This is a genomic window from Pedobacter sp. ISL-64 (genome assembly GCF_018613605.1).
GTDB lineage: Bacteria > Bacteroidota > Bacteroidia > Sphingobacteriales > Sphingobacteriaceae > Pedobacter.
In genome coordinates, this window is the sequence record NZ_JAGGPU010000010.1 from 195,766 (window position 1) to 221,415 (window position 25,650).

Consider the following 25,650-nt stretch of genomic DNA (forward strand, 5'->3'; position numbering starts at 1 on the left):
ATATCTAGTTGTTGTTAAGCTACCGAAAGCAGGGCATCAATGGGAGGGAGTTTGTTATCCTCACTGCGCATTAATGATATTCCGATACCAATAATCCCCCAGCCGAAACTGATATTCCAGAGATCCCCTGCATTATTAATCCTTGTCTTGTACCCGGCATATTCATCATTGTGAATTGCATATGAAGGAATGCTGTTATACCAGTATTCACTTGCTTTCTTAAAACGAAGGTCCTGATTCAGGCGATAAAGTTTGTCGAACGTTTCTGCCAGCCCGGCAGCACCATAAATAATGCTGGCATCCAGGGTAAGTCTGTCTTCACGTTTGCGTTCCAAGCAGTCATCTAATATTTCCTGTGCTGTTAGTTTTAAGCGGTTTTCTCCCAAAATATCCCCTGCACGATAAAGGGCATAACCAATGCCAATATCGCCATAGCAAAGCGAGAATTGTTTGCGATCATCTTCTACATCACCAATGTAGTTGGGGAAAAGGCCCTTTTCAAACCTGAACTTTTGCTTAAGAACAAAGTGGCTGGCCTTCTTTATCAGCCCGGCACAGATTTCTTTTTCTATACCTTTCTCGTAGACATTTACAAGAAAGGAAATTATCAATGCACTTCCATGTGATATGCCTAAATACACCCGGTTTCCCATTACGGGAAGTTCCCAAAAACAGTCACCATCTAGGTCTGTTTTTGCTTTTTCCAAGATTCCCTTGACTAATCTACCAAGGTGCTCGCCAGCTTTCGATATCTTTGGATACCTGGACAGGTAATGATATCCTGCTGCCAAGGCTCCGTTGTTTAGATCAAAGTTACCTGAGGAAATTTTGCTCTCCATCAGACTGAAAAGTACATCATCTATTTTTGACAAATAATCAGCGTCGTCCAGTTCGAGAAAGCCATTGTCATTACAAAAGGTAATGAACCTTCCCAGGTGAGCCAAATGGGAATCAAGCGAATCTGTTCTGTATAGGGGCTTGAAGTTTTCCAGGTCAAGAGCGCTTAAAGCATCCGAAAAATTTTCCTGTGCTTTGTCAATATATGAGGTGTCATTTGTGTAGCGGGCATAGTAGAAATAGAATAGCGCCTTTCCCAGAAGTCCTGTTTCGTAAGACAAACTGCCTGCGACGTCGCCCTTGGAATCAAGGACATTTTTAATTTTTTCAATATATATTCGGTTTATCTCAGTCATTTTCACTAATTGCTATTTCTCAAGACAAGAGAATCGTGTATCCCTTTCTTTTCTTGAGAGCTGGGATTTATAGTATTTTGTTAAGTAATGGTATAAGACCAATTCATGAGCCCTTTGCCTGGATATGAACAACCTATTAATAAACATATGAATGTAGCTGGCAATTAACTGATTGATAATCTCTATATTGCTTTTCTGATAAGACAGGCACCTTATTAACTCTTCTATAATCTTTTTATTAGTAAAGGATCTTTGGCGTAAACAGTCTTTAATCAACGGAAAGTTTTCCTTTGAATCATCATCCAGTATGGCTTTGATATGTGGCAGATCAATGCGAAACTTATTGTTTAATGAATACTCTAACCTCCCGATATCATCTTTGATGCCATTGCCGAATTCATTTGTAAAAACTTCTTTCAGGCTCTTCATTATCTCTAGTTTTCCACTTAGGGAAAGTGAAAAATCATCCAATAAACTATCAATTCCAAGGATTCCCATTTGCCAGCGCATCTGTTCCTTTTTTTCGGTTTCAACTTCGTCGAGAAAATCGCAGATTGCGGTACTATCAGCACAAAATAAATCTTCACTTCGTTCAATGGTAAGTGGACCGTAACGTTCAATCTCTCTCTCGTAGGTGTCTACGACAATATTGTGGACAACCCCCAATTCAAGGTATTTTGCAAGCTTTTCCGAAAGATCAGGCAATAACATGTGCCAGTGGATTGAGGCAGGTGATTTATGGAAACGAATGCGTAAATGCGTGTTGGGATCGTTGTAACGGATGAAAAACCATTTGTCAATAGTTTCATCCGCAAAGGCCTGCCGTGCAAAAGGGTTTATTAACTCAATGAGTAGCTTTTCAAGAGACTTACCGCCTCCATATATTTTGAGATATAACCATTCACCCCCCGGAGCGAAGCTTCTTTGTACCTCATGTGTATTCGGACTGGCAAGAATTAGCTTTTCTTTAAAAATTGGCAGCCTTGTGCCGATAGGGATGATCAGTTGATTGTTGTAACTTCCAGAATCATCTTTAACAAAGCTATTTTCGGGTAAGTTGAGATATTCAAATAAAAAGATGTCTTGATTTTTCAACCGCCGGATTATATGGTTGCGGCACATCGCATTTTCCAGGTCAATAAACAGTTCGTTATCGGCATCCTGTGCTAACACGAGGTAGCGGGGTAAGCTGAGTTGCTTCCGGAGGCGGTCAATATACTGTTTAATCTCATCCGTGTTGCTAATTGCGCAAGTCTGTTCCTGTTTAATCATCCATCTGGCTCTTGACAGGATGAAGTTTTTGTACTCGACTCTTGGAAGATAGGGCTCATGATGGTATTCCCGCCATTCCCAGGAAAACCCCTGGCTAACCCGTTGAGCTCTTATATCTGATAGAAACCGATATATTGGTTGGCTGAGCTGGACATTATGCGCATTGGTTAACTGTGGCAAAATTTCTTTCCCAAGTTTGAGTGAGCGGAGAACTACACGTTGATTCCGAACGGAAACCATTAAGTCACTGATATCAATCTGGTATTTTTTATCAACTGCTGAATTGCACAGGTAAGGTATTTCATGTTTTCTCAAAACAGGCCGAAGCACAACATTTGCACTATTTCCGTCTGGCATGTGAACGACTTCCGCAAGTATTAAATCTGGATTTGCTGATTGCTCATCCTGCATGCATTGCAAGAGTTTCTCCTCGAGTTTCTTTTCTCCGAGCGCGAAACGACCCATCAATCTTGCGGTTGAGAAGGCATGTAATTGATTCGCTATAAATTTATAATTTCCCTTATCAAGATCATCACTGCTTGAACAGAGCAGACTTCCAAAAATGTAGGCACTATTCCGTTGTGAAAGTTCTGAGGGCGGATTGGCGTTTATAAGGCCATCTATATCTGATTCGGTGAGGTGCAGCACATCTGATTTTTCGTTATAGAAAATCTTCATCTTTTCTGATAAAAGTTTGGAAAAAGCCGACTTTGAGGTGTGGGTGTCAGATGAAGGTGCTTTTAATGCTAATCCGGTCAGCAGGGGAAGATCTTCAGCTATGCCGCTTGTGGCAAGCCCGTACCCAATCCCATAATCGGGATCTATTGCAATAGTCAATGGAATTTCTCTTTGCTCATATCTCGCCAAAAATTTCTCGCTAAATTCCGTGAGCTTCGATGGAGTACTGAAAGTAGTTGTTTGCCAAAGCCTGTAGGATATTTCCATGATATCTGCCAGGCGTTTAACGTTCAAATGATTTTGGTTCATTTTATAATGAAGATCTTCCTGCAGCGCGTTGATATTCCGGGTAACCAATGGTTCGAGTATTTTTTTTGCTTTTACGAAATCTGATAACTTTATGTTTTTTTTACTTATGACATCGAAGGCTTTTTTCAGAGAAATATAAACAGTATCACTAGGATCCATTTCTCCGAGGCGTAAAAGAAATTTTTTCACAAAGTCCTCCCCTGTAACAGTTGGTGTAAGTTCCGTAACGAGCACTTGCATATCGATAAGGCGGTTTATGAATATGGAAACGCTTTGGGGCGATAGGTTCCCATCTTGAACAATAGCCTCCAGCTGGGCTATGGTCAGGCCCTCAGAAGTAGCTGTTAGCACTTTTTCAATAAACGGAGACGATGTAAGTGCACTTAATACATAAGTGCTGCGCCCATTATCAATGAGGCGTTCTACGAATATTAACTTGTTATCAACTTTATAAATTGAGTTATTTAAATGATAAAGGGCCTGTTCCCGGATGGTACCTTTTTTAGCAACAGACTGTGCAATCTCACCAATAAAATCCATGTTGAACCGAACGTGTCGATCCACCTTTTTTTCTGCAAACTCGATTTTGCTCGGAGCTTCAGAGATTTCTCCGGTGGCACACCCTGCAAACATGCCATAGGGAGTACATCGGGTACACATTCTAGAATAATAGCGATGTAAAGAGCTGAGCATCCTGCTAAGCTTCGCCGAATCGATCTGTTTTCCTTTGAGCCATCCGGTAAGGGCAATGTATAAATCATTTGAGGCGAAAAAGATGGCTTCAACAAATAATGGATGGGAAAATTCTTTTTTTAAGCGGTCGATTATTATGAGGCTGTCCGGATCTTTTTCGAGTTGGTTTAAAATATCGTTTAACCTAAATACCGATTCAATTGAAAAGGCTGGAGCCCTCAGTAAAAAAAAGTCATATGGGAAGAATCTTTCTTCAGAAACAATAGGGATATTTTGTTTTTTATTCGCTTTCATTTGACTGGAATGATTGACAATCATAGGATTTGGGTAGCGCCCTCTTTTAATTAACAAGCTGTCGGTAAGAGGCCATGGAGCATGAATGCTCCATGGCTCAAGATTACTTCACTTCCCGGTCTAAACGAAGCAAGTAGTAGGTCCACTGGTACAATCCCCAGAGGTTCCGCCAGAACAGTCAGTACTGCCGCCTGTGCAAACTCCTGATGTTGCTGCAAAATTTTCAACTGAACCGCCAACGATTTCCTGTAACTGTCTTTCGTCTAGTTTTGCAATTGTTTCTCTGTCCAATGCTAGTGGATCTAGATTAATTTTTTTCATGATATTTGTTTTTAATTTAGCCTCTACTCTTTTCAGGCTTTTCGAGATACGCCTATTGTTGCGCTACAATTTTTTTTATATACCTATGTAATTTCCTTAATGAATCTTAATTAACCCTTTGGGTTTCTTTAAACGTGATCTGTTTTCGATTGCCTTTTACTTTAGCTTTCCCGAAGCTGTAACTCGCTGTTAAGCTAAACCTCCTGCTATCATAGTAATTGTTGTAATTCTGGATAAAAGTGCTGTAATACACTTTGCCCCTACTTACGGTACCTTTTAAAATGTCTTCTGCTGATGCGTTGAGTTGCAGCTTACCGTCTAGCAATGATACCCTGAGTCCTGCGGAAAGAAAACTTCTTCCTTCGCTGTAAACATTTCCCTGGGTAGCGGGTAAGGAGTGCCAGAAATTGGCAGTCGCGCTAAAGGTTCTATTAATTTTAAGACTGTTAAAAATATTATAGTATACAGCAGCACCATCTTCGAGCAGCACATCTGCAATAGAAGATTTTGCTTTCACAAAATTTAAACTGACAAATTCACGGTTTTCCCACCAGGGGAAAAACTTAACAGCAAAGGTTGCCTCCAATCCACTGCTATATTGAGTTAGATAATTCCTGTAATCAACAACTTTTAAAGCCTCATTAACTGTCACGATACGCCCGTAACCATCAACAAGTTTCTGCATATAAAGCGTTAGCGAAAACATGTCCTTATATAAATAGGAAACTTCGGAGTTATGATTGTATGAGGGTTGCAATGTTGGATTTCCAGTAGAGTAGGTATATGGATTTGTATACCAACGGAAAGGATTAAGTGCGCGGAAGTTTGGTCTGTTTATCCTTTTAGAATAGGTTGCAGATAAGGTATTGTTTTGATTTAGCTTATAACTAAGGTAAAGAGAAGGGAATAATCTACCATAGTTCCGTTTCGTTTCATCTCCTGTGGTTGGTGAGTTGCCGTTAACAGTAGAATATTCATATCTTAAGCCTGCCTTAGCTGACCATTTCTTGCCGAAATCGCTTTGCATACTATAATAGGCGGCAAAGTTCTGTTCTGTATATTCAAATATATTGGCTTTTGTAGGGTCCAGTACAAAGCTGTCATTTAGTAAATTGAAATATCCTACATCAGAATCATTAACAAAATTCGTGAACTTAACGCCGGCCTCCATAGAAGCCCATTTGTAAGGCAAAGTGAGATCGCTCTGTGCAGACCAGATATTGTAATTCAATGCACTGGTATTCCTAACCTGCTCGTCAATTCCATTGCGGTTTGAAAATGTAGAAAAGTCAACTGTCGTTTCTGGCCTGGTTGAAAAATAATTAAACCCCGAGCTCAGCTTTTTTCCCTTTTTACCCAGTTTCTGGTCATAATAGACATTTAAGGTCTGAGATAAAGAAGGATTGAAATGGTTAGAGTAAGTATTTAGAATGGAGTCAATGTTTTGAGCTGTTTTATAAACTGAGGAATTTTCAATCTGCATCTTATAGCTGGTTTTCCCAATGTCGTAGATTAAGCCAAAATTTGCTTTGTCAGTTGCCTTGTAATCCATGGAAAGGTTTAACCCAGCTCCACGCTGTATATCCTTTCGTTTGTCGCTGCTTAAAATAGAATTTTCTCCTATTACGTCGAACTCTTCAGTTGGCCTGGTTTTTCTGTAATTCTGCCTAAGCTTTCCTGAAATGGCAAATTTTTTGGATTGAAAATTTATATTTAGGCTATTAGCATTTGCTGGATAAGTAGTTTGTGCGTAGGTAGCGCTTATATCGCCACTCCATCCCAAATTTGGATTGCTTTTAAGAACAATATTGATCATGCCGCTATTGCCCTGTGCCTCATACTTCGCCGGCGGTGTCGTTAATACTTCTATCTTTTCAACGTCGTCTGACCTGAGGGACTTCAAATAGTTGACAAGGTCTGCACCACCTATATTGACAATTCTTTCATTGATCATTATCGAAACACCACTTTTTCCTGAAATCGATATCCCACTGCCATCTACCCTAAGCATAGGTGTCAAAGCGAGCGCCTGCGTCAGGTCTGTTCCTTTGGCAGCTATAGAATTGCTTACATTAAAAACTATCCTGTCAATTTTTCGCTCCAATAATGGTTTATTTGCCGTTATTGTTACGCCCTTCAAGATCACATCTGTGCTTTTTTGCAGGTATAATGATATTGTGGTGTCTCCATATACTTTTAGGCTGGTACGTATTTCTTCCCTCCCTATAAAGCTTGCAACAATGGTATATTGTCCCGGATTAACAGCATTGAAAATAAATTTACCGTTCATATCAGAAAAAGTCGTTGTGAGGACATTGGTATCTCTCATAAGTTTTAGTGAAACATCAGCAATAGGTCGTTTTGTTGTATCATTGATCTGACCTCGGATATTGAATTGCCCAAAACAATAGATATTAGCAAAGCAAAGGATTGTAAAAAGTAAAGTTGCGTAAGTTTTCATAGTTGATAAGTTATCCTTATAAAGGACATGGGTTTTATTCTTATGTTGCTTACTTTATTTTAAAATCATACCCGAAGTTTAGTTTTTTATTATATTTAAATGTTTGGTTATCAATTTCATACATTAATACACTCAACCAAAATGTTTTTGATATATAGCCTAAAAAACGGTATCAAAAGGGTGCTTTCTGGGATAAGACATCTTAGGGATTGTTACTAACTGTCGGATAAAAAAAACTAAAAAACAACAATTAGAAAAAACACATCGTAACTTCAATTATTCCATAAAAAATCTAATTACAATGGCATTTAATATAAAAAAACAGCAATTCTGGGATCACCAATACTCGACTGGACAATGGGATGTGTTAAAATCTCCCTTAGAATACCAGAGATTTGAGGCCGTGAGGACTGTCATCTACAACCTTGAGTCAAAAAAACCTAAAGTACTGGAAATTGGATGTGGTGAAGGACTACTGCAGCAAAAACTTGAAAAATCCAGTTATGGTTTATTTTTGGGGATCGATATCTCAACAGTCGCCATTGAAAAGGCAAGCAAATTAACCAGTTTAAATGTAACGTACGCTGTTGAAGATATGGAGGCATATAATCCGCCAACTGATTTCGACCTGATTATCTTTAACGAATCCATCTACTATTCTCCTACGCCAATTCAGCTCTTCGAGCGGTATGCTAAGTTTTTGCGGAAGGGGGGAATGATGGTCCTTTCTATATATAAGACCACAGCAAATGACATACTCTTAAATGAAATAAACAAGTCTTTTCAACTAATGATTCAAACGGATACCACCAATGAACGGGGCACATGGTACTGTTGTTGCTATACCTTCTAAAAATTTTGCATAAAATGATAAATCCTTAGGGCGGCCGATACTGTTCAGATATATTTTAGTAATGAAATTTAAACCAACTATATTTACCGTTTAAGCAAATTGAAAACTTATTAATTATGAAATGGAAATGCGTTGTTATTGATGATGAATTAGAGGCGATCGAGGAAATAACAGAATATATAGCTAATACCCCCGACTTAAAACTTATCGAATCATTCAGCAGTCCGCTTGATGCTTTGAACTTTATCAACAAAAATCAGAACATTGATTTTGTATTTATGGATGTTGATATGCCTGATCTAAACGGAATTGATCTGTCAAAATTAATTAGAGCTAAAGTGCGGCGTTTAATCTTTACCACTAGCCATGCAAAATATGCACTGAATGCCTTCGAAGTGGATGCTGACGCTTTTCTTCTTAAGCCATTTAATTATGCCAAGTTTATTTCCGCGATCAGCAAATTTCTCCATAATCATCTGTCATCAGGAAGTGCGGAGGATGATTATATATATGTCAAAAACAAGAACGAGGATTTAAAGTTGGTAAAAGTGAAATTTGAAGATATCGTCGCAATAGAGAGTTTGGCAAATTACGTCCGCATTTATACCAATACCATCAAAATAGTTACGCATTTGAAACTTAAAGAAGCGAAAGAAATATTTGGGGAAAAGAATGGCTTTATGCAACTTCACAGAAGTTTTTTGATATCGAAACGCCATATCAATTCCATCGAGGGAAATACGTTGACAATGAGTAATGGAAGTAAATTCACTATCGGAGAAAATTATAGGAAAACGATCAATGAGTTTTTAAATGATAAAATTTTAAAGTCCGCCACAAATAAACAGTGATCTGCAGCGGGCTTAAGCATCAATTAAACAAAACTATGACCAGTAACCGTATGCGTCAGCGTATCAGTTGTCGGGTCTGAAGGGAATTTCTTTTCCCCTTTAATTGATTTGTAAGTAAAAACTGTTTTTTTTTTAAGTTTTGTCGTCTTCATAGCGTTAAATTTTTGGGAAACTTAAATGCATCCTTAAACTAAGTCAACCTGATATGACGAACAGGGTAGAATATGATATGAAAAGGAATAAATTTGGGATGATCCAATTCTTGTGGGAGTGGCTAAGGCATTATAAAATTCACCTGGTATTTTGGGTAATTTATATTATGTATGAATCTGGTCTTACCGGGGTTTTTGCAGGCAGATTTGGAAAAGCAGAAAATTACATTGTGCATTACACGCTCAACATTTCGCTTTTTTATTTTCACTACTGGATGATGAAAAAATTTGCCAAAAAGCGTTTTTATATATTAGCAGTTACACTGCAAATCATCGTCGAAATCCTGGTTTATATTCCTTTGTTAGCAATATTAAATCATTTTTTTACTGACTATAATCAGGCTTCGATAAAAGAATTATTTGGAATAAATGAAAAATTTATAGCAAGCGCTATCTACCGTTCTATCTTTTTTATCATTGTCTCAACGGGTTATTGGTTTTTGCGGCAATATATAAATGAAAGAAAAAAAGCTGAGGAAATCGAGAGAGATAGGTTGCAACAAATTGTTGAAAAGGAAATCGCTGAAAAAAATCTGTTATTAGCACAGAATGCGCATTTAAGAGCCCAGGTGAATCCTCATTTTCTTTTTAATACGCTTAGTTTCGTTCACCGGCGAATAAGGAAAAGCGATTCTATTGCGGGCGATGTAATTGTTGCGCTTACCTCGTTAATGAGGTATGCTGTCGAAACCAGCCAGGATACCGAAAAGGTATTATTGAATGAAGAGTTAACCCAGGTGTATGACCTGATCAGTATTCTCAAGACTTTGAAAGGGACAGAATTCAATTTTCAGATCGAGGTGGAATCTGGATTTGAGCATATCATGTTGATTCCTTTATTGCTGCTTACGATAGTAGAAAATATGTACAAACATGGAGATTTATCAAATGCAAATAACCCAGGAGTACTTAAAATAGCAATATTGAACAACACTTTAATCATTACCACTAAGAATTTGATTTCCAAAAAGAAAAAGTCTCTTAGTTTAGGGACCGGACTAACGAACTTACAAAAAAGACTGGCCGACCATAACGGGCTAAATGGAAACATGAATTACAAAGAAATCGATAATGAGTTTCTTGTAGATATCATTATTCCAATACAGGAACGTGGTTAGCAATGCAGTGCGTTTAAATCACTCCATCATCGATAAAGTGGTAATATCTGTAAGCAATACGATTATATGCTCATAAACCGCTACTCCCAATATTTCTGTTGAATGAGCAGACAGTGGCTATCTGGCTGAAAAATATGACGGTTATGAAAAAGAATTGATCATTGAGATGTAAACGTTTCTTTGCATGCTACTTTCGCTTAGCGGTAACATAAATGTTTATTTTATGTAAGGGATTACCATTGTCGCTATCATCAAACTTATAATGGTTGGCAAGGATAGTAGACATATAAATTTTGGTTCCGTCTTTGGTTGTCCATGAATCAGATCTTCTCAAGCCTCTGTTGGTGTCAATTTTCGCCAAATCAGTCAGATCGTCCTTAGCTTCTGATGCACCGAAGCGGGCAGTGAGTTCCTTTAATACAAGGTTATATTTTTCAATCAGGGCTTTATCAAATTCGATGGACTGGGCGGCCGGCTTTCCTTCTTCAAAATTCCTGGGATCCCAGCTGTATTGGATTTCGTGAATAACAGAGTCTTTTTTTGTAAAAATATAATTTATAGTGAGATCGGGAATGCCTTTTTGTGCCCTCCTGTATAGTATTGGCATTTCCATCCCGCCAGGAATAATGATATCGCCTCCTTTTTGATAAACCTTGCCTTTGAGTTTAGTTTCCAGCCGGATAAAGTCACTCATTTTTTTACCTGTTATGTCGGTATTAATCTCTTGTGAAAAAGCAATTGTAATTTGAGAAAGCGACAGGATCAGCATTGCGAAGAATAGTTTTTTCATGATGGGACAAGATATTGAAAATTCTTCTTTTTAAGAATAAGGCGATAAATGTTTACGCAAATGCTTTTTGTAGCTGCCTGGACATCCTGCCTCTATTCTACGCTGACGCGTAGCTGGAAAGTTTTCTGATCTGCTAAAAAACCGCTCAACTAACCGGAAGTCCTGTGTTACAATTTCGGTATTTTCCTTTAGCACTTTATCTAAAGGAGTGTTTTCTGATAAGAAGTTTTCAGGCCGCTGGCAAGCAGAATAGCTAGATTTGCTTAAATCTGGCTAGAGCATCTGCAAGTTTCGTCTAGAAATTACAGGCGTTGGTCTAGTGATTACCAACGCTGGTATAATACCGGGTTTTTGCCTGCAACGTTTGGTGTATGGCTGCGTCTTAATAACAAACAATAGCAAAAACCTAAAATATAAAAGATATGAAAACCTTGGCAAAAACATTATTCGCAGCAGCATTAACAGCAGTAGTATTTACTTCATCAGCGATGGCAACTTTTGCCGCTGAGCCAGTTAAAGCAGAAACAAAAACTTCTTCATTATCAAAATTCAACAGGATCTGGGTGAGCGGGAATGTGAAGATCATCTTAACACAAGGTGAAAAGCAAAATGTAGAAGGCATGAGCAACTACGACGCTGCAAAAACCTCCGTATCAACTGATGGACAAACCTTATTTATCAATTCATTGGAAACAAGTCAGGTAACGCTGAATATTACCGTAAAAGATTTAGAAAGAATTGAAGCTTATGGCCAATCGGTTGTGGTAACCAGCAATAATTTTGATGTAAAATACCTTCAGTTATTTTTGGGTCAAAGTGCTACAGCGAGAATTAAAACAACAGCAGGAAGTTTATATACAATCGTTAAGGATGATGCGGTATTAAAATTAAATGGTACTGCTGATCAAAGTACAATGATCGCAAGCAACATGAAAAATGTGAAATTAGCTGACTTTGCCAGTCTTAAATCAGCATCATACGCTTCTCAGGCGATCATGGATGCCGAACAAAACGCAATGAATTTAGCAAAATAGAAATATCAATCAGATAAGCTAAAGCTGCCCTTGGGTGGCTTTTTTTGTTTAAAGGTTAATGTGGTGCGAAACATATTGATTCCAAGTCTTTGCCATGGACATGGGTCGTTTTTTATGGCTACGCAGAAATATTGCTTTTGGCCTGGTAATTATTATTTTTGGTTCAGTGCAACGTTCCGAAGCTTCCGGGCGTCTTTGTTTTAAGCCTTAACCTTAAACTAATTGAAAATGAAACGTCCTATTCTATTCTTAAATCTTTTTTCGGTATCCATTTCATTTTCCAAAAAGGGGCTGAAAGTTGTTAAGGCAACTTCAAACAGTGTTAATATCAAGGATGATAGTCTTAAGGGAGCCAATCAGAAACCCTATAAATTAACCGCCTGCCTGATTTTGTTTTTTGCAATTTTCATTTTTAACAATAGCCTTGCCCAATCCACCGTGCAGGAGCGGATCAGGCAGGTTGAAAACGGGCTTACGGAGAACATCCAGACCGGCGATTCCGCTCCTTCGAATTTGCAGGAACGGATGAAACATTTTAAGGTGCAAGGACTCAGCATTGCCGTGATTAAGGATTATAAGGTCGACTTTGCAAAGGGTTATGGGTTTGCTGATGCAGCACATAAAATTCCGGTAAGCGATAAAACGCTTTTTCAGGCGGCATCCATCAGTAAATCGCTGAACAGCCTGGCTATCTTGAAGCTCTTTAAGGACCGGAATCTCGATTTATATGCAGATATCAATAATTACCTCAAAAGCTGGAAATTCCCTTACGATTCGATTTCTAAGGGAAAGAAAATCAGTACGGCAAATCTGCTCAGCCATACCGCAGGGTTGAATGTGCATGGCTTTGGAGGCTATGAGGTGGGTAAGCCGCTACCATCGGTCGGCCAGATTTTAAACGGCGAATCGCCAGCCAATTCAGATGCGGTACGTTCACTTTTCGCTCCTGGAACCCGTCAGGAATATTCCGGAGGGGGAATAACGATTTCCCAGCTGATACTCACCGATATTACGGGACAACGGTACGAAACCTATTTAACAGAGCAGGTACTAAAGCCCTTGGGGATGCTCAGCAGCACTTTTGCGCAGCCACCCCTGGGTATCAGGCAAGAATTGTTATCTGCAGGATTCGACGGGGATGGAAAAGAGGTGAAAGGCAAATATCATATTTATCCGGAGCAGGCTGCTGCGGGTTTATGGACAAATCCCAGGGATCTAGCCAAATATATCATCGAGACCCAGCTGGCCTACCAGGGTAAATCGGCAAAGGTTCTTGATCAACAGGATACAAAGCTACGCCTCAGTCCGTACATGAATAACAATGGCGCTGCATTGGGCGTTTTTGTGGAGAATTACGATGGGACAAAGTACTTTGGCCATGGCGCCGGCAATGCCGGATTTACTGGCGGATACTATGGCAGTTTTGAGGGTGGAAATGGTTTAATCATTATGGTAAATTCAGATAACGGAGAAATTGTTCAGGAACTGATCAACAGCATTTCTACCGTATATGGTTTTAAGGGTTTAAGCAAAACCAGAAAGGTTAAGCTTGCTGAAGTTCCTGAGCAGGATCTAAATAGTTATCTGGGTAATTACCAGCTAACTCCCGAACTTGTACTTACAGTAAGCCGTGAGGGTAAAAAGGTTTTTGTACAGGCAACCGGGCAGCCCAGGATAGAGGCCTTTGCAGAAAGTACTAACAAGTTTTTTTTTAAAACGATCCAGGCAAGTATGGAATTTGTAAAAGATGATAGTGGGTTAATAAAAGAGATGATTTTTATACAGGGCCGGACCATTCACGCGAAGAAATTGTAATTTCTAACGCCCACAATTTCTGAAAAGCGCACATTATTTTAAAATATCAAAACCTGCTAAAATGACTGGAACGATCCAAACAATCTTATAGTAAAACTGTGTGCTAAAGGTATTGAATTAAAGATGCAGAAAAAAGAAGAAGCAATGATGCGATTTGCCCAAACGTGGAAAGAAACTAAGGTTTTCGGTTAAGGATCAAGTAATGGATGATGTATTAGAGATTAAGCCTAGGATTTAACCTATTTATCAATACATCGTCTACTCCTGATGGTTCGTTAGCGTATGGCCATGGCCATCCTGCATTGCCCATTAAAACAACCTCCTCTGAAATCAATGATTTTATACTATTTATCTAAATCGCAGAATATGAACTTTGTTTAAAAAACAATATGAAATTGATACACACAGCTTTGTTGGTCGTTGCCATACAGGCACTGGCATCGGTACCCAACAAGGCACTCAAAAATGCGACAATGAATATAAAGTCAAAAATGGAGAAAAAAGCGGATACTCCGCAAAGCAACCTTCGCCTTGCAAAGAAGTATGAATTCATCCGGGGACTTAAAATGGCTTACTATGATAAGGGTGAAGGCAACCCTATTGTCTTTCTTCATGGAAATCCTACATCAAGTTATATTTGGCGAAATATTATACCCCATCTTCAGCACTCGGGCCGCTGCATTGCTCCAGACCTGATGGGTATGGGCGACTCTGATAAATTTACAGATCCAGCAGGCCATACCTTCATGAATAATGAAAAATACCTGGAGATACTTTTCGCCCGTCTCGGCATCCGAAAGAACATTACTTTTGTTGTGCATGACTGGGGGGCGCCATTGGTCTTCTATTGGGCAAGGAATCATCCTAATGCCGTAAAAGGAATTGTTTATATGGAAGCCCTAACACGCCCACGTTCATGGAGTGAGGTGCCAGAAGTAGCTCGGGAAACTTTTCAAAAACTCAGGGTAGAGGAAGGCGAGAAAATGGTGCTCATTAACAACTCCTTTATCGAGTTTAATTTGCCAAGAACCGTATTGCGTACCCTCTCGAAAGAGGAAATGACGGAATATCGGCGCCCATTTACCCAGCCAGGTGAAGGCAGGCGGGCAATGCTCAGCTGGGCACGTCAGCTGCCTATAGGCGGCACGCCAGCTGAAATTATTAATATCATCAATGAAAATAGTAATTGGCTCGCTAAAAGTAGTATTCCTAAATTATTTATTGAGGCAACTCCTGGTACTTTGGCTAAGGTCGAAAAAGAAGCTTGTATGCTTTGGCCGAACCAAACCCACCTAATTGTTAAGGGGCATCACAATTTACAGGAAGATTCTGCAGAAGAAATTGGCACGGCTATTTCGAATTGGTTGCGCCTTCTCCGATAAATTAGTAAATTTAGGTATGCAAATATTTGAACCTGCACCGTGTTTACTTCCATACATTAAAACTTTTATGGTTGTAGAAAGCAATAACAGTATGGTAAACCGGTTGTTGCCTGATACCACTGTGGTTGCTGCATTTCGTTTGCGGGGACAGGTACAATTTAATAACCAGTTGGGAAATACCCTGTTACCCATATTTTCTATATCGGGTCTGAGAAAGTCCTACAAAATGGCCGAGTATGGCAAAAACAGTGCAAATATACTTGTTCATTTTAAAGAAGGTGGAGCCAATGCTTTTTTAGATTTGCCCTTACATGAATTGTTTGAATCCAACGTCGAATTAGCGCACTTTTTTCCTCCTTCCGAATTGAGGGCCTTAGAGGATCAAATAGCGTTACGGGAACCGATTCAGGCGAAAGTAAGCCTGGTACAGAATTTTTTTATTTCACAACTGCGTCATAACCACCCCGATCGATTAATTGCCAATGCTATAGAAAAAATTAAGATGGCAAATGGAACAATTAGCGTTAAGGATTTGTCGAAAAACCTTTACATCAGTATAGATGCGTTTGAGAAACGATTTAGGAAAACTGTAGGGGCAACCCCGAAACAATTTTCGGATATTGTTCGCATGAAATCTCTAATAACCCAGGCACACGCTAACCGCAGCTTTTTTAACACTGCATTGAACGCCGGCTTTTTCGATCAATCACACTTTATAAGAAACTTCAAAGCATTTTCGGGGCAAACGCCCAAGGAGTTTTTGAGTACGGTATCCGGGCCTGTTAAGTAAATCGATAATAACACTACCGCGTATTGAAGACACAATGCAAATGTAGCGGTTCCGACAACCAACACGGCAACCGATTTCATTATCATGATAGCTTACTTACTTATGTAACAGAGTTCGATCGATTTAGTGTTGCCTAGGGCGAGTGTCACATTATATCCATCGGGCGAGCTCATCAGCAACTAAAAATTCTGAAGTGATACCCGTATTTGTTCTATTTAATAATATAATCTGTCTTAAAAATTTATTGGGTTTTGTCAACAAGAAATAGTGCACTATTTTGCCAAAGCATGCCTAGTTTCCCGCCATGCCCAAGGTGCTACCGCGTCGGCTTTTTGCCATAAACCTATTTTATTTTTCCTAGCGGTGATTTCTAACTGCGCATACAGCGGATCGCTGGAATATTTTTTAAAATGCCAGGCCATACCCTGTTTAATCATTTCCTGGTTCACCACTTGTTTGTTATGGTTAATCACTACAGCAATTAATCTTTTATAGCGGTCGTATTTCTGGCCTTGTATACTCACCATTTGCCCAAAACACAAATCAGAGAGTGCTTTTTTAGCATGATTGCCAAAAGGTTGCGACCCTCTTTTCTCAGGACAATCGATATGGGCCAAGCGGATTTTAATGGGTTGGTTTTGGTATAATACCTCCATGGTATCGCCATCCATAATGCGGATTACTTTGGCGGTAAAAATAAGATGGTTGTAGTTTATTAGTGGTTTGCTTTCGCCTGGCGGAATGAAACAAGCCTGGAGCGTTAACAATAAAACCAATAAACTTACTTTTCCCAACCGCATAATGTTTTTCCGTCTTTTTTGGCTTTTTCTATTTCCTCCTTTATAATTTTATACGTGCAATTGCTTAAACCGCGGCAATTGGAGGTATAGTGGTATTTTTTAGCGCCAGGACCGTTGCAAATGTACACGGTTGCATTTTCTTTACAAGTAATGTTGATAAAGAAAAAAAGGAGTAAGGAGAGCGTTTTCATGATTGAGGGATTGATTATGAAAAAGATGAAAGATTAACATCTGTGTATAAGTAGAATATGGTAAATGTAGAAATAATTATGGCTTATGGTTTCCTTGAATGAAATCATTGATTACAGGCTCCAGGCTAGAAGCTAAGTCGGTTGTTCGCAGATCAAACTTCTTCACCTTCATGGCTTTGAACCAATCTGTCCAATATTGCTTAATTACATCTTCTTCGTAAGGATTTTTAATGGAGGGATTAATACCTAAAACAATAATTTCGAGGTCTTTTAAATTACAGGGAAAGGAAATAAAGCCTAAGTTGTTTTTCTTCATTATACTTTGGTAATTTGCAGTGTTGAGCTTTTTTAAGCTTAGAAATTCTGGAGTGATATAAGAACTTTTACCTTGTATCTCAATTTTACTATCTTTGTGGTACATATAACCATCAGTTAATATCACCAGAATATTCCGGTGTTGTGGTTTAATACAGTACTGCTGTACATTATTTTTGAAGAATCTCCAGATGTCGGAGCCAACGTAATTTCCGTCTTTAATGGCATACTGATAAATTTTAGCTGGATTATCGGTATAAACCCTGTTTATATTCTGGAAGTCCTTTTTGTTCGTTTTAGGATTAAAATCAACCTTTAATCTTTGGCTTAACTGATCAATGTTCGTAATTTTGGGAATGGGATTAAAGAATACCTGCATCTGGTCTTTTAAAAGAAGCATCTTCTTTTTCATTACATGATCTACAAAAACCTTTTCTACGGATTTAATATATTGAAGGTCGCGCTGATAAAGGCCGGGGTTTTTTTTAGGATCGATCCGGTCAGACAAATCGAGCAAAAAGCTAATGTTCAGATTCTGCGTTTGCGCTTTAGTTTCTTTGCTAAAAGCGGCTGTGATGAAGAGGATTAGCAACGTGTTTAATAATTTCGGTTTCATTTTGATGAGTTTATAAGGTAGATACATAAACAGAATTTTGAGAATCTTCACTGGCGCCTACACTTTTAAGGTTTTCGTGATAACAGATAATACATTCGTTTTCGAGTGCACTTTTTTCGTATTGAGAAATATGGAGTTTCTGATTGATGAATGTAATCCAGCCTTGCATGTATTCTGAAGCATACAATACGTACTCTTTGGTGGGAATAATTACGGCATCAATTATTCGTTGTAGTGAGGTAACGCGTCCTTGTGCTTCTAACGATGATTTCTTAATTTCATTAAGTTCTTCTATCAGTTTCACTTTTTGCATTTCGATATCCGTTATCCTATCCTGATGAATTTGGATGTCCTTTTTTCTGCGGAGCTGCTCATGTTTTATTTTGTCTTTTTCACGGTGCTCTTTCATGATAAAATCGAATACCACACCCCAGATTAAATACACCACAAAACCTGCAAAGATGATTCCCCAGAACTGGATTTTTCCAAGGGAAATAGGAATATTAAAATCCGCATCACCAACCCTTTTATTCAAATCATAAATTTTTTCTTCAATCTGGTAGGCCAGAATGGCATCGAACACGAATGTGGTCAGTAAAAGTGCTATTATTTTGATATAGTTTTTTACACTTTTAACTTCGCCAAACATATGGATTAAATAGCCTAAGCCTAAAAACACGAATGGAATAAAGGTTACAAAAGCACCTTCGAGTGATCCATCCTGCCAGGCCTTTTCGAATGCTTTAGAATCGAGTACATTCATGATAATGGTGCTAGTTGCATCAAAAGGTTTAAAGAAGGCTGAGTAAGAGGTAGAAATATAAAAAGTAAATAAATACAAGCTTAAAGGCATCAGGATGATTAAACCGATCCAGAATTTTGTTGAGGCACCTTTTGAAGCGCTGATGTGGTATTTTTCGGGATCCCTGGCCAGCTCGTTAATTTCGAATTTTAATTCTTCGATATTGTCTTTTACCTTTCTGATATTGGTTTCAACCAGGGTGATTTGCTGTTTTTTGCTTTCTTCACTGATGGCAAGGGTTTTGATTTCCGTTTCCTTTGTCTTCTGCTCGTTAATATAGGGCTCTTTAGCCAATTGCTGTTTTTCTACCAGCTCTTTTTCTTCGTTTTGAAATTTGGCATAAATGGCATTCAGGCATATTGAAAGCGCCAAAGGGCTACCGCTGTTTCGCGATCCATCTCTGAAACCTGCTTCGTGGTAAGTTCTTTTTCTTACTTCCTCTACTTCTTCTGTAATAGGCTCCTTAATCTCTACATTTTCATCTTGAGGTGCTTCAGCTTTTTTTGGTTAAAAAATTCTTCTATTTGGGCAATCATAACGTTAAGTTTTGAGTTTGATTTATTAATTCATGATTATATTTCTCGCTTCGCCGAAACAATCCGGTCTCTGGCGTATGCTTTTTGAATGGGTAAAAATTCTGCGGCTTTTTCTTCTTTTTTTGCGGGTTGTTTTTTAGGATAAAAGGCGATCAGTAAAAAGAGCAAGCCGGTAATTATATCGAGCGGGATCCAGATGCTTTTTCGGTGCAGATAAATGGGGAAGAGTGGATTAAAAAGGATAAGTACTAGTATAAAAATGATTGCCCATGGGATGTGTTTTTGTTTTACCCAGATGTAAATCAGCAGTAATGCGCCTAGCGAAACTATTGTTCTCAGAAAGGTGTAATATTCGATGGGCAATTTAAATATGGCTGCGAAACAGCAGAGGGCGCAGATAGCAAGAAAAACTTTCATAATTAGGGCGGATTGAATGTTTTAACCTCTGAATACAATTGCATCATTAAGTGCGTTAACAATATTCTGAACATATAATCTGTCTTTCGAAACAATACTGTTCACTTCTCCTGCATTTGTACTGATTCTGACTGTGAATTCGTTTTTGATAAGGACTAAAATTAAGATGCCAATAGCCAGAAGAATAAAACCTAGAACCCTTGATGCTTCAGAAAGGAGCATCAGGCCACCGAGTATGACCATCACAATAGGTAGGGTTTTACTTTTTACAATTTCAAAAATATGAACTGAGGATATGTTCCTCATCGCATATGTTTTTGAGTTGGTAACATATCTCGATTGGGTAACCGTAACATTTACATCTTGATAAAACGTTACTTCATTTTGTAATTGTGTTTCCATGTTTAGTTTATAAGGTGTTTGAGTTTGTTGATCAAAAGTATACAAGCCTAAACCCCATACCTTACGGAAAACCGTAAAAAGACAAAGTATTCAAGAAAAATTATAAGTTGATTTCCAGTTGATTATATGCTTTTGCGGAGAATGTAGACACTAAAGAAGGATTGCCCCATTTTCTTAAACGAACATGAAACAATCCTTCAATTTTTAAGCACTTAAAAGCTATATCAGTTTTACGTGGTGTGGCAGTCTATAGAACATGTTCTGCAACCGTTTGATTTGCTGTAAGTTTTTTTCGCTTCTGTTACCGCGTCTTTACATGAAGAAAATTCTCCCAAATACTTTCTGTTATCACTAGAAGGTAAGTAAGTACAGTTTTCATCATGAACTTCATGATCGCCGTTACTTTGGGCATTTTTGTTTACATAATACTTTTTCATCTTAAATTATTTTAGACTATAAACCTAATAGCGACAAGAAATCTTTTCCTAAAGGAAAACCGTAAAGCAAAATTTATAAGTTTCTTTTTATCAGATTTCTCCACTGCGGTCGAAATGACGACCTCGCGAGACATATAGCCCTACTCAAAATCGCCAATCGTTTATATGGATTTTTACGAAATGAATTATTCCTTCGGCTTCACATAATCTTCTGATTTTTCTTTCTTCCACCAGCTATTATCGAGGCGTTTAATGGAATAAAAAGCGCGGTTTACACCTGGTTTCATGGTTGCCGTATCGAGGTGCCTGCGCCATACGTGGATTAAGGTGTCGGTGCCGATACGCACCCACCAGAAGGTTTTGCCATAACGTTTTGTGGTGTACACTTCGCTGATGGTGCCCTTAATTGTTTTGTTGTTGAAACCAGGTTCCATTAACTGATAGGTGATCACTTTCCTTTTTTGTGCCTCGGCGGTTGCTATTGCGGATGTGAGTAACAGGAGTATCATGAGATTTTTCATAGCACTAAGTTATTTAGGCTAAAAACGGATTCCTTACGGCTAACCTTAAGGGGGACCATATTCGGGTTAAATAATAGGTGGCATTGATTGGTGTGTTGTTTTTACCACTTAAGACGACCTGCTGTTTAAAACTTCAGTAATAATCCTTCGAATCCGCTACCATTGACAGATTCCAATAGAATGATCGTCATCTCGACCGGAGCAACGCGAAGTGGAGAGATCTATCTAAACTGATTTCTCGGCTGCGTTGCACTTCGCTCGAAATGACGGTCCCTCTATTATATGCTTACAATCTAATTAGTTAGTTATTTTAAAATGAGAGGCTGCCTTGTCTGTTCTCAAAACAGGCCATAAAGCAACCTCTACATTTTTTGAGAGATGAGCGGATGATTAGTAATTTTCTATAGTCTGATGCAGCTGATCCCTATAGTTATAAAGCTCATCAAGGTTAAACAGCTGTTTTTTCTCGCCGGCATCTTTCCCTTTCTCGAAAGTTTCGATGTACTTGTTAACGGTATTAAAATGGAACCTGCAAATTGGTTTACGGTTATTGTCATCCAGCAATACGCCAAAGTAAGATTGGGTATCTCGTGCAGCGATCCTGGAAGATGGAATCTTCTCGCGCAAAATGGCCTTTACAATCTGGAAGGCTTCTAATTCCTCTTCAGTAGTTACGATTTTAGAAGCATCGGGATCTTCATTAACGGGCATCACTTTGCCCTCCTCTTTTCTCTCTATTTTCTCGTTAATATTCAATGCCGATTTTAAGCGGTCGCTGATGGATTCGTTGATCGAAATGGTAAGGGCTTTTTTGGTGTAATCTTTAAAAGCAATCATCCGGTTTGCCGTTAAGGGTTTGTCGAAAAAACGGTTCACCAATAGTTTCACCATTTCATCAGAAGGGCTGTCTATTTCTTTTTCAAACTCCTTTCTGATGGCTTTAATGTATTTTAAACCTTCTGCCGAATCGAGGATCGTTTCTAAATTATATTCGTTTTTGGTAAAACTTTCGAGGATTTTAATGGCGTTATCTTTCAGGTCTTCGATATCGATGGTTAAGAATGGTTTTTCGTCCATAATATTCGGTTTTTCCAGATCGGCGTAAAAGTTATAAACTGTACCGTTGGTTAATACGCCAAAGCGTGCTTTAGAAACATGGTAGTAGCGGTGTAGCTGAGAGTTGTGCGCATCGGCACTTTCTTTCCAATGTTTACATTCGAAAATGAGGATTGGCTCGTTGTTTTTACGGATGACATAATCTACCTTTTCGCCTTTTTTGGTGCCGATATCGCAAATATGTTCGGGTATAACTTCTGTAGGGTTAAAAATGTCGTAACCGAGGATTTGGATAAAGGGCATTACAAATGCATTTTTCGTAGCCTCTTCGGTATTGATCTGATCTTTTAAGCCCACCACCCGCTGATGAAGTTGTTCTAACTTTAGTTTAAGATCCATAACTTTTTGTGTTAAATGGTTTCATCTTTTACTGATGCATCCGGCGCGTTTTCTTTAACCGATTCGATACCGTTATCTCTGGCATCAGCAGTGGTATACATTTGGCTGGTACCGATAATTTCGCCATTCGCAGCTTTTAAATTGAAATAGTAGGCTCCGTTTTTGGCAATTTTTCTGTCGTACCTTGCATCTGTTGGTGCATTGGTTTTTACCGATTCGATACCTTTGTTGCAGCCAACTTTTGTGGCGTAGCCCTCGCTGGTGAGGATAACGCCGCCGTTTGCTGCTTCGAGATTAAACTGGTATTCGCCGTTTGTTCTTTTGGTAATGATAAATTTTCCCATAGTTGTTTTTTTAAGCTGCTCAAAAGTATGGGAGGAATATGATGCATCCTTACGGGAAACCGTAGACTAGTTCATGGGGGATAATTGTTGAGATTGATTAATTGACATGAGCTTAAAACTAAAACACTCTTCCCTCATCGATCTAATATTTATGAATCGCTAAAGATCCTTCGACTACGCTCAGGATGACAACCGCAATAGGAACTCAACAAGATTAATCGACTCAGACCTAAAGACTAAGGACTGAAGGCTCTTGACTAACAAACCGCCAAACGCCTCACACGATCCTAAATTATCCCGATATCCTTGCAATAAGCAATAAGCTGCTCGTTTTAGAAAAACCAAGCACTTCCTTCATCAGGTTTAGGCGCTTTTCGATGCTGCTTAAGCCAGATGGTTTAATATTGTTTTCCTGTAAATAATAAGGGATGTTTTTTTGAGGCGTTCCATCAACCAGTTGAGCGATGATGGCAATATCGAGATCTGTAAAATCGTGCGAATTATTTTCTTTTCTGGCCTGTTTTAAATCGGGCGAGATGTATTTTTTATGGTTATGGATAGCAGATATGGCTAATCTTAAATTCTGGCTGTCATGACGGGCTTTTCTCACATAACCATCAATATGCATTTCTTTAAATAACATATCGATAACTGCAGGTCTGTTTTCTCCAGAAAACACAAGGGTTTTTAAATTGGGCTGCACCTCTTTTGCAGCTTTGATGAGTTCTACACCTCCATCAATTTTTTGCTGGTTATGATCTTCTTCAAAATAGAGGTCGGTAATTAGTAGATCATAGGGACGTTCCGCTTTAACGGCATTTTTGATCCAGGTAAGTGCGTCATCACAATAATATACATATTCGGGTTTTTCAGTGCCAAGTTCGGCCAATGTTTTTTGCAGCGAAATATTCTGTGTTTCTTGATCTTCGGCAATAAGTATTCTTTTAAACATATCTATACAATTAGGAAACCGGAAAAGAGATTCGAATTTTAAGTCCCTTTTCTACATTGGTATCAAAGGTAATGGTACCATCAATTGCTGCAATACGGGTTCCCGTATTCGTGAGGCCATTATTAGCCTGCACTTTACCCGAAATGCCAATACCATTATCCGTATAATAAATGTTTATTTTTTGTTGCACCTGCTCAAATTTGATCACTACATCACTTGCCTGGCTGTGTTTATCCATATTTACCATCAGTTCCTGAAGGATATGTTCTACTTCATCCTTCGCCTGCTCGGATACCTTTTCCCATAATGGAGTGGAGTTTCCTACAAGTATCACTCTCGTACTTTCTGAGGCGAAGGATTTTAATACTTCAGCTATTTTTTCATTAAAAGGTTGGTTTTTCGATCTTGGTCTTTCATAAGAAATATCACGCGATTGCTCGTAGAGTTCTTCGATTTCGTTAATAATAGGATTGTCTTTTAAAGCCTCTTGGTTATCGAGTTTGTTCATAATCCGATACAATCCATTTGCTACACCATCATGAACTTTTTTAATGTACTTAAGTTCCGTCTTTTTTACTTCTATTTCTTTTTCCTGTTGCAGGCTTTTTTGTCTTCTTTGGTATAAGTAATAACCCAATATTAAACATATTACCAAAGTGACAATCTCTATATTTCTTAAAAGTATATCTTTTTGCTTCTCAATGTTCTCGGCCTGAGCCTTTAGAAAATCGGCTTTGTTTTTTTCGGTTTCATAGCGAACGAGGGCAAATTGATTTTTAGCTGCATTACGGGCGTTCTGTATACTATCATCAAGTTGTTGATAGATTTCAAAGTATTGTTTAGTTTTTATGTAAGAACTTAATTTAATAAGTTTTTGAAGCGCTTCGAGTTTATCTGTGGGACTATTTAATTTTTGTGCGATTCTATATCTTATCAGTGCACAGTTCAATGCAGAATCTGGCCGTTTTGAGGTATAGTAATCAGAAAGATGTGCATAGCTTGAATTTTGCCCCCATAAATCATTTTCTCTTTTTCGAATTTGCAATGATTTCAAAAAATCTGGAATAGGATTGTACGCTGGATTTTCAAGCCACTTTGTCTTAGCAATATTGGTTAGTACGCGCGCATATTCATTTTCATTTTTAGCGGTTTTTGCTAAGATCTGATCATATATTTTGAGTGCCGATTTGTAATCCTTTATTTCTTGGAACACTTTTGCCTGATTATTTAAATACATGCGGGTATCTAAAGAATCGTCAGAAAATTTAATAGCTAAATTATACAGCTTTAATGAATTTTTATAATCCTTTAAATTGTACGTGGCTATGCCTAAATTATTATAATTGGATCCTAAATAGTAATGATGCTTCGGGTTGTTTTCATTTAGATATTTATTAGCCTGAAGCGAGGTTTCTTGACCACCAAAGTAATCACCTGCATTTGTTAGCAATATGGCCATATTAATTAAACTACTGGCTACGCTTAAACTATCACTATTTTCTAAACCAAATTCTTTTGCCTGATTAAATACAATAAAGGCACTATCTGCTTTTCCGTTGTCCCGATACTTTTTGGCTATATCGTAATATGGATTTTGAAATTTCTTTTCTATACTTTCTTTTTTTGAACAAGAAAATAGAAATAGGAGAAGAATAAATGAGAAGAGCAGTTTCAAGAAGCTATTTTTATTCGAAAATACAAAAAAATAAGGCGCTTTTTATTACCTCCGTATTTTGTTATTAAATATATTATAACATGTGTCTATTAATTTTCTGCTTAGATAAAACCTGAAGCGA

At 38.3% G+C, this 25,650-nt stretch carries 24 protein-coding genes; 7 read left to right on the top strand and 17 right to left on the bottom strand.

From position 1 onward, the window contains the following. Window positions 1–14 precede the first annotated feature (14 nt). The 4 genes from J7E57_RS14985 to J7E57_RS15000 form a co-directional block, all read right to left on the bottom strand. Complete coding sequence (locus tag J7E57_RS14985; RefSeq protein WP_215165435.1) at window positions 15–1,193, bottom strand: lanthionine synthetase LanC family protein; 1,179 nt, start codon at window positions 1,191–1,193, stop codon at window positions 15–17. Between the two features lie 12 nt (window positions 1,194–1,205). Next, on the bottom strand, window positions 1,206–4,439 hold the full coding sequence (locus J7E57_RS14990; RefSeq protein WP_215165437.1) for a lantibiotic dehydratase: 3,234 nt from the start codon (window positions 4,437–4,439) through the stop codon (window positions 1,206–1,208). A 120-nt stretch (window positions 4,440–4,559) separates the two neighbouring features. After that, window positions 4,560–4,760, bottom strand: a complete 201-nt coding sequence (locus J7E57_RS14995; RefSeq protein WP_215165439.1) for a class I lanthipeptide — start codon at window positions 4,758–4,760, stop codon at window positions 4,560–4,562. Between the two features lie 106 nt (window positions 4,761–4,866). Next, window positions 4,867–7,221 (bottom strand): outer membrane beta-barrel family protein, encoded by a 2,355-nt coding sequence (locus J7E57_RS15000; protein WP_215165441.1) that lies wholly within the window; start codon window positions 7,219–7,221, stop codon window positions 4,867–4,869. Between the two features lie 301 nt (window positions 7,222–7,522). Here J7E57_RS15000 and J7E57_RS15005 point away from each other — a divergent pair, with 301 nt between their 5' ends. The 3 genes from J7E57_RS15005 (at window position 7,523) to J7E57_RS15015 (ending at window position 10,255) form a co-directional block, all read left to right on the top strand. Then, window positions 7,523–8,074 carry a class I SAM-dependent methyltransferase gene (locus J7E57_RS15005; protein ID WP_215165443.1) on the top strand — a complete coding sequence of 184 codons (552 nt, stop codon included), beginning with the start codon at window positions 7,523–7,525 and terminating at the stop codon, window positions 8,072–8,074. A gap of 116 nt (window positions 8,075–8,190) precedes the next feature. Next, window positions 8,191–8,925 carry a LytR/AlgR family response regulator transcription factor gene (locus J7E57_RS15010; RefSeq protein ID WP_215165445.1) on the top strand — a complete coding sequence of 245 codons (735 nt, stop codon included), beginning with the start codon at window positions 8,191–8,193 and terminating at the stop codon, window positions 8,923–8,925. Window positions 8,926–9,130: 205 nt separating this feature from the next. After that, window positions 9,131–10,255 carry a sensor histidine kinase gene (locus J7E57_RS15015; RefSeq protein ID WP_215165447.1) on the top strand — a complete coding sequence of 375 codons (1,125 nt, stop codon included), beginning with the start codon at window positions 9,131–9,133 and terminating at the stop codon, window positions 10,253–10,255. Window positions 10,256–10,442: 187 nt separating this feature from the next. Here the strand turns inward: J7E57_RS15015 and J7E57_RS15020 are convergent, their stop codons facing one another. After that, complete coding sequence (locus J7E57_RS15020) at window positions 10,443–11,045, bottom strand: hypothetical protein (protein WP_215165454.1); 603 nt, start codon at window positions 11,043–11,045, stop codon at window positions 10,443–10,445. 422 nt (window positions 11,046–11,467) lie between these two features. On the opposite strand from J7E57_RS15020, the gene J7E57_RS15025 reads away from it, so the two are divergent. The 4 genes from J7E57_RS15025 (at window position 11,468) to J7E57_RS15040 (ending at window position 16,066) form a co-directional block, all read left to right on the top strand. Beyond that, window positions 11,468–12,079, top strand: coding sequence for a GIN domain-containing protein (locus J7E57_RS15025; RefSeq protein WP_215165456.1), 612 nt, complete (start codon window positions 11,468–11,470; stop codon window positions 12,077–12,079). Between the two features lie 228 nt (window positions 12,080–12,307). Further along, window positions 12,308–13,894, top strand: a complete 1,587-nt coding sequence (locus J7E57_RS15030; RefSeq protein WP_215165458.1) for a serine hydrolase — start codon at window positions 12,308–12,310, stop codon at window positions 13,892–13,894. A 389-nt stretch (window positions 13,895–14,283) separates the two neighbouring features. After that, complete coding sequence (locus J7E57_RS15035) at window positions 14,284–15,276, top strand: haloalkane dehalogenase (RefSeq protein WP_215165460.1); 993 nt, start codon at window positions 14,284–14,286, stop codon at window positions 15,274–15,276. Between the two features lie 16 nt (window positions 15,277–15,292). Next, the gene (locus J7E57_RS15040; RefSeq protein WP_317196553.1) at window positions 15,293–16,066 is read left to right on the top strand and encodes a helix-turn-helix transcriptional regulator; all 774 of its coding nucleotides are present in this window, start codon (window positions 15,293–15,295) and stop codon (window positions 16,064–16,066) included. A 272-nt stretch (window positions 16,067–16,338) separates the two neighbouring features. Here J7E57_RS15040 and J7E57_RS15045 read toward each other — a convergent pair whose 3' ends face one another. The 12 genes from J7E57_RS15045 to J7E57_RS15100 form a co-directional block, all read right to left on the bottom strand. Next, window positions 16,339–16,866, bottom strand: coding sequence for a thermonuclease family protein (locus J7E57_RS15045; RefSeq protein WP_215165464.1), 528 nt, complete (start codon window positions 16,864–16,866; stop codon window positions 16,339–16,341). Then, window positions 16,848–17,057: a hypothetical protein gene (locus tag J7E57_RS15050; RefSeq protein ID WP_215165466.1), complete on the bottom strand. Its 210-nt coding sequence runs from the start codon at window positions 17,055–17,057 to the stop codon at window positions 16,848–16,850. The genes J7E57_RS15045 and J7E57_RS15050 overlap by 19 nt, the downstream gene beginning before the upstream one ends. A 76-nt stretch (window positions 17,058–17,133) precedes the next feature. Beyond that, on the bottom strand, window positions 17,134–17,988 hold the full coding sequence (locus J7E57_RS15055; protein ID WP_215165474.1) for a hypothetical protein: 855 nt from the start codon (window positions 17,986–17,988) through the stop codon (window positions 17,134–17,136). Window positions 17,989–17,998: 10 nt separating this feature from the next. After that, on the bottom strand, window positions 17,999–19,162 hold the full coding sequence (locus J7E57_RS15060) for a hypothetical protein (protein ID WP_215165476.1): 1,164 nt from the start codon (window positions 19,160–19,162) through the stop codon (window positions 17,999–18,001). 200 nt (window positions 19,163–19,362) lie between these two features. After that, complete coding sequence (locus J7E57_RS15065; protein WP_215165483.1) at window positions 19,363–19,743, bottom strand: DUF6804 family protein; 381 nt, start codon at window positions 19,741–19,743, stop codon at window positions 19,363–19,365. Window positions 19,744–19,764: 21 nt separating this feature from the next. Then, window positions 19,765–20,145, bottom strand: coding sequence for a DUF6232 family protein (locus J7E57_RS15070; protein ID WP_215165485.1), 381 nt, complete (start codon window positions 20,143–20,145; stop codon window positions 19,765–19,767). Window positions 20,146–20,375: 230 nt separating this feature from the next. After that, window positions 20,376–20,582 carry a hypothetical protein gene (locus J7E57_RS15075; RefSeq protein WP_215165490.1) on the bottom strand — a complete coding sequence of 69 codons (207 nt, stop codon included), beginning with the start codon at window positions 20,580–20,582 and terminating at the stop codon, window positions 20,376–20,378. A gap of 185 nt (window positions 20,583–20,767) precedes the next feature. Continuing rightward, window positions 20,768–21,103, bottom strand: coding sequence for a hypothetical protein (locus tag J7E57_RS15080; protein ID WP_215165492.1), 336 nt, complete (start codon window positions 21,101–21,103; stop codon window positions 20,768–20,770). Window positions 21,104–21,493: 390 nt separating this feature from the next. After that, on the bottom strand, window positions 21,494–22,558 hold the full coding sequence (locus J7E57_RS15085) for a type I restriction endonuclease (protein WP_215165494.1): 1,065 nt from the start codon (window positions 22,556–22,558) through the stop codon (window positions 21,494–21,496). Window positions 22,559–22,569: 11 nt separating this feature from the next. Continuing rightward, complete coding sequence (locus J7E57_RS15090) at window positions 22,570–22,902, bottom strand: YegP family protein (RefSeq protein WP_215165497.1); 333 nt, start codon at window positions 22,900–22,902, stop codon at window positions 22,570–22,572. A gap of 292 nt (window positions 22,903–23,194) precedes the next feature. Beyond that, window positions 23,195–23,854 carry a response regulator gene (locus J7E57_RS15095; RefSeq protein WP_251029928.1) on the bottom strand — a complete coding sequence of 220 codons (660 nt, stop codon included), beginning with the start codon at window positions 23,852–23,854 and terminating at the stop codon, window positions 23,195–23,197. A 10-nt stretch (window positions 23,855–23,864) separates the two neighbouring features. After that, window positions 23,865–25,529, bottom strand: coding sequence for a tetratricopeptide repeat-containing sensor histidine kinase (locus J7E57_RS15100; RefSeq protein ID WP_251029929.1), 1,665 nt, complete (start codon window positions 25,527–25,529; stop codon window positions 23,865–23,867). Window positions 25,530–25,650 lie beyond the last annotated feature (121 nt).

Coding starts and splice junctions, on each gene's coding strand:
- J7E57_RS14985 (WP_215165435.1), bottom strand. CDS start 1,193: ATGACTGAGATAAACCGAATATATATTGAAAAAATTAAAAATGTCCTT.
- J7E57_RS14990 (WP_215165437.1), bottom strand. CDS start 4,439: ATGAAAGCGAATAAAAAACAAAATATCCCTATTGTTTCTGAAGAAAGA.
- J7E57_RS14995 (WP_215165439.1), bottom strand. CDS start 4,760: ATGAAAAAAATTAATCTAGATCCACTAGCATTGGACAGAGAAACAATT.
- J7E57_RS15000 (WP_215165441.1), bottom strand. CDS start 7,221: ATGAAAACTTACGCAACTTTACTTTTTACAATCCTTTGCTTTGCTAAT.
- J7E57_RS15005 (WP_215165443.1), top strand. CDS start 7,523: ATGGCATTTAATATAAAAAAACAGCAATTCTGGGATCACCAATACTCG.
- J7E57_RS15010 (WP_215165445.1), top strand. CDS start 8,191: ATGAAATGGAAATGCGTTGTTATTGATGATGAATTAGAGGCGATCGAG.
- J7E57_RS15015 (WP_215165447.1), top strand. CDS start 9,131: ATGACGAACAGGGTAGAATATGATATGAAAAGGAATAAATTTGGGATG.
- J7E57_RS15020 (WP_215165454.1), bottom strand. CDS start 11,045: ATGAAAAAACTATTCTTCGCAATGCTGATCCTGTCGCTTTCTCAAATT.
- J7E57_RS15025 (WP_215165456.1), top strand. CDS start 11,468: ATGAAAACCTTGGCAAAAACATTATTCGCAGCAGCATTAACAGCAGTA.
- J7E57_RS15030 (WP_215165458.1), top strand. CDS start 12,308: ATGAAACGTCCTATTCTATTCTTAAATCTTTTTTCGGTATCCATTTCA.
- J7E57_RS15035 (WP_215165460.1), top strand. CDS start 14,284: ATGAAATTGATACACACAGCTTTGTTGGTCGTTGCCATACAGGCACTG.
- J7E57_RS15040 (WP_317196553.1), top strand. CDS start 15,293: ATGCAAATATTTGAACCTGCACCGTGTTTACTTCCATACATTAAAACT.
- J7E57_RS15045 (WP_215165464.1), bottom strand. CDS start 16,866: ATGCGGTTGGGAAAAGTAAGTTTATTGGTTTTATTGTTAACGCTCCAG.
- J7E57_RS15050 (WP_215165466.1), bottom strand. CDS start 17,057: ATGAAAACGCTCTCCTTACTCCTTTTTTTCTTTATCAACATTACTTGT.
- J7E57_RS15055 (WP_215165474.1), bottom strand. CDS start 17,988: ATGAAACCGAAATTATTAAACACGTTGCTAATCCTCTTCATCACAGCC.
- J7E57_RS15065 (WP_215165483.1), bottom strand. CDS start 19,743: ATGAAAGTTTTTCTTGCTATCTGCGCCCTCTGCTGTTTCGCAGCCATA.
- J7E57_RS15070 (WP_215165485.1), bottom strand. CDS start 20,145: ATGGAAACACAATTACAAAATGAAGTAACGTTTTATCAAGATGTAAAT.
- J7E57_RS15075 (WP_215165490.1), bottom strand. CDS start 20,582: ATGAAAAAGTATTATGTAAACAAAAATGCCCAAAGTAACGGCGATCAT.
- J7E57_RS15080 (WP_215165492.1), bottom strand. CDS start 21,103: ATGAAAAATCTCATGATACTCCTGTTACTCACATCCGCAATAGCAACC.
- J7E57_RS15085 (WP_215165494.1), bottom strand. CDS start 22,558: ATGGATCTTAAACTAAAGTTAGAACAACTTCATCAGCGGGTGGTGGGC.
- J7E57_RS15090 (WP_215165497.1), bottom strand. CDS start 22,902: ATGGGAAAATTTATCATTACCAAAAGAACAAACGGCGAATACCAGTTT.
- J7E57_RS15095 (WP_251029928.1), bottom strand. CDS start 23,854: ATGTTTAAAAGAATACTTATTGCCGAAGATCAAGAAACACAGAATATT.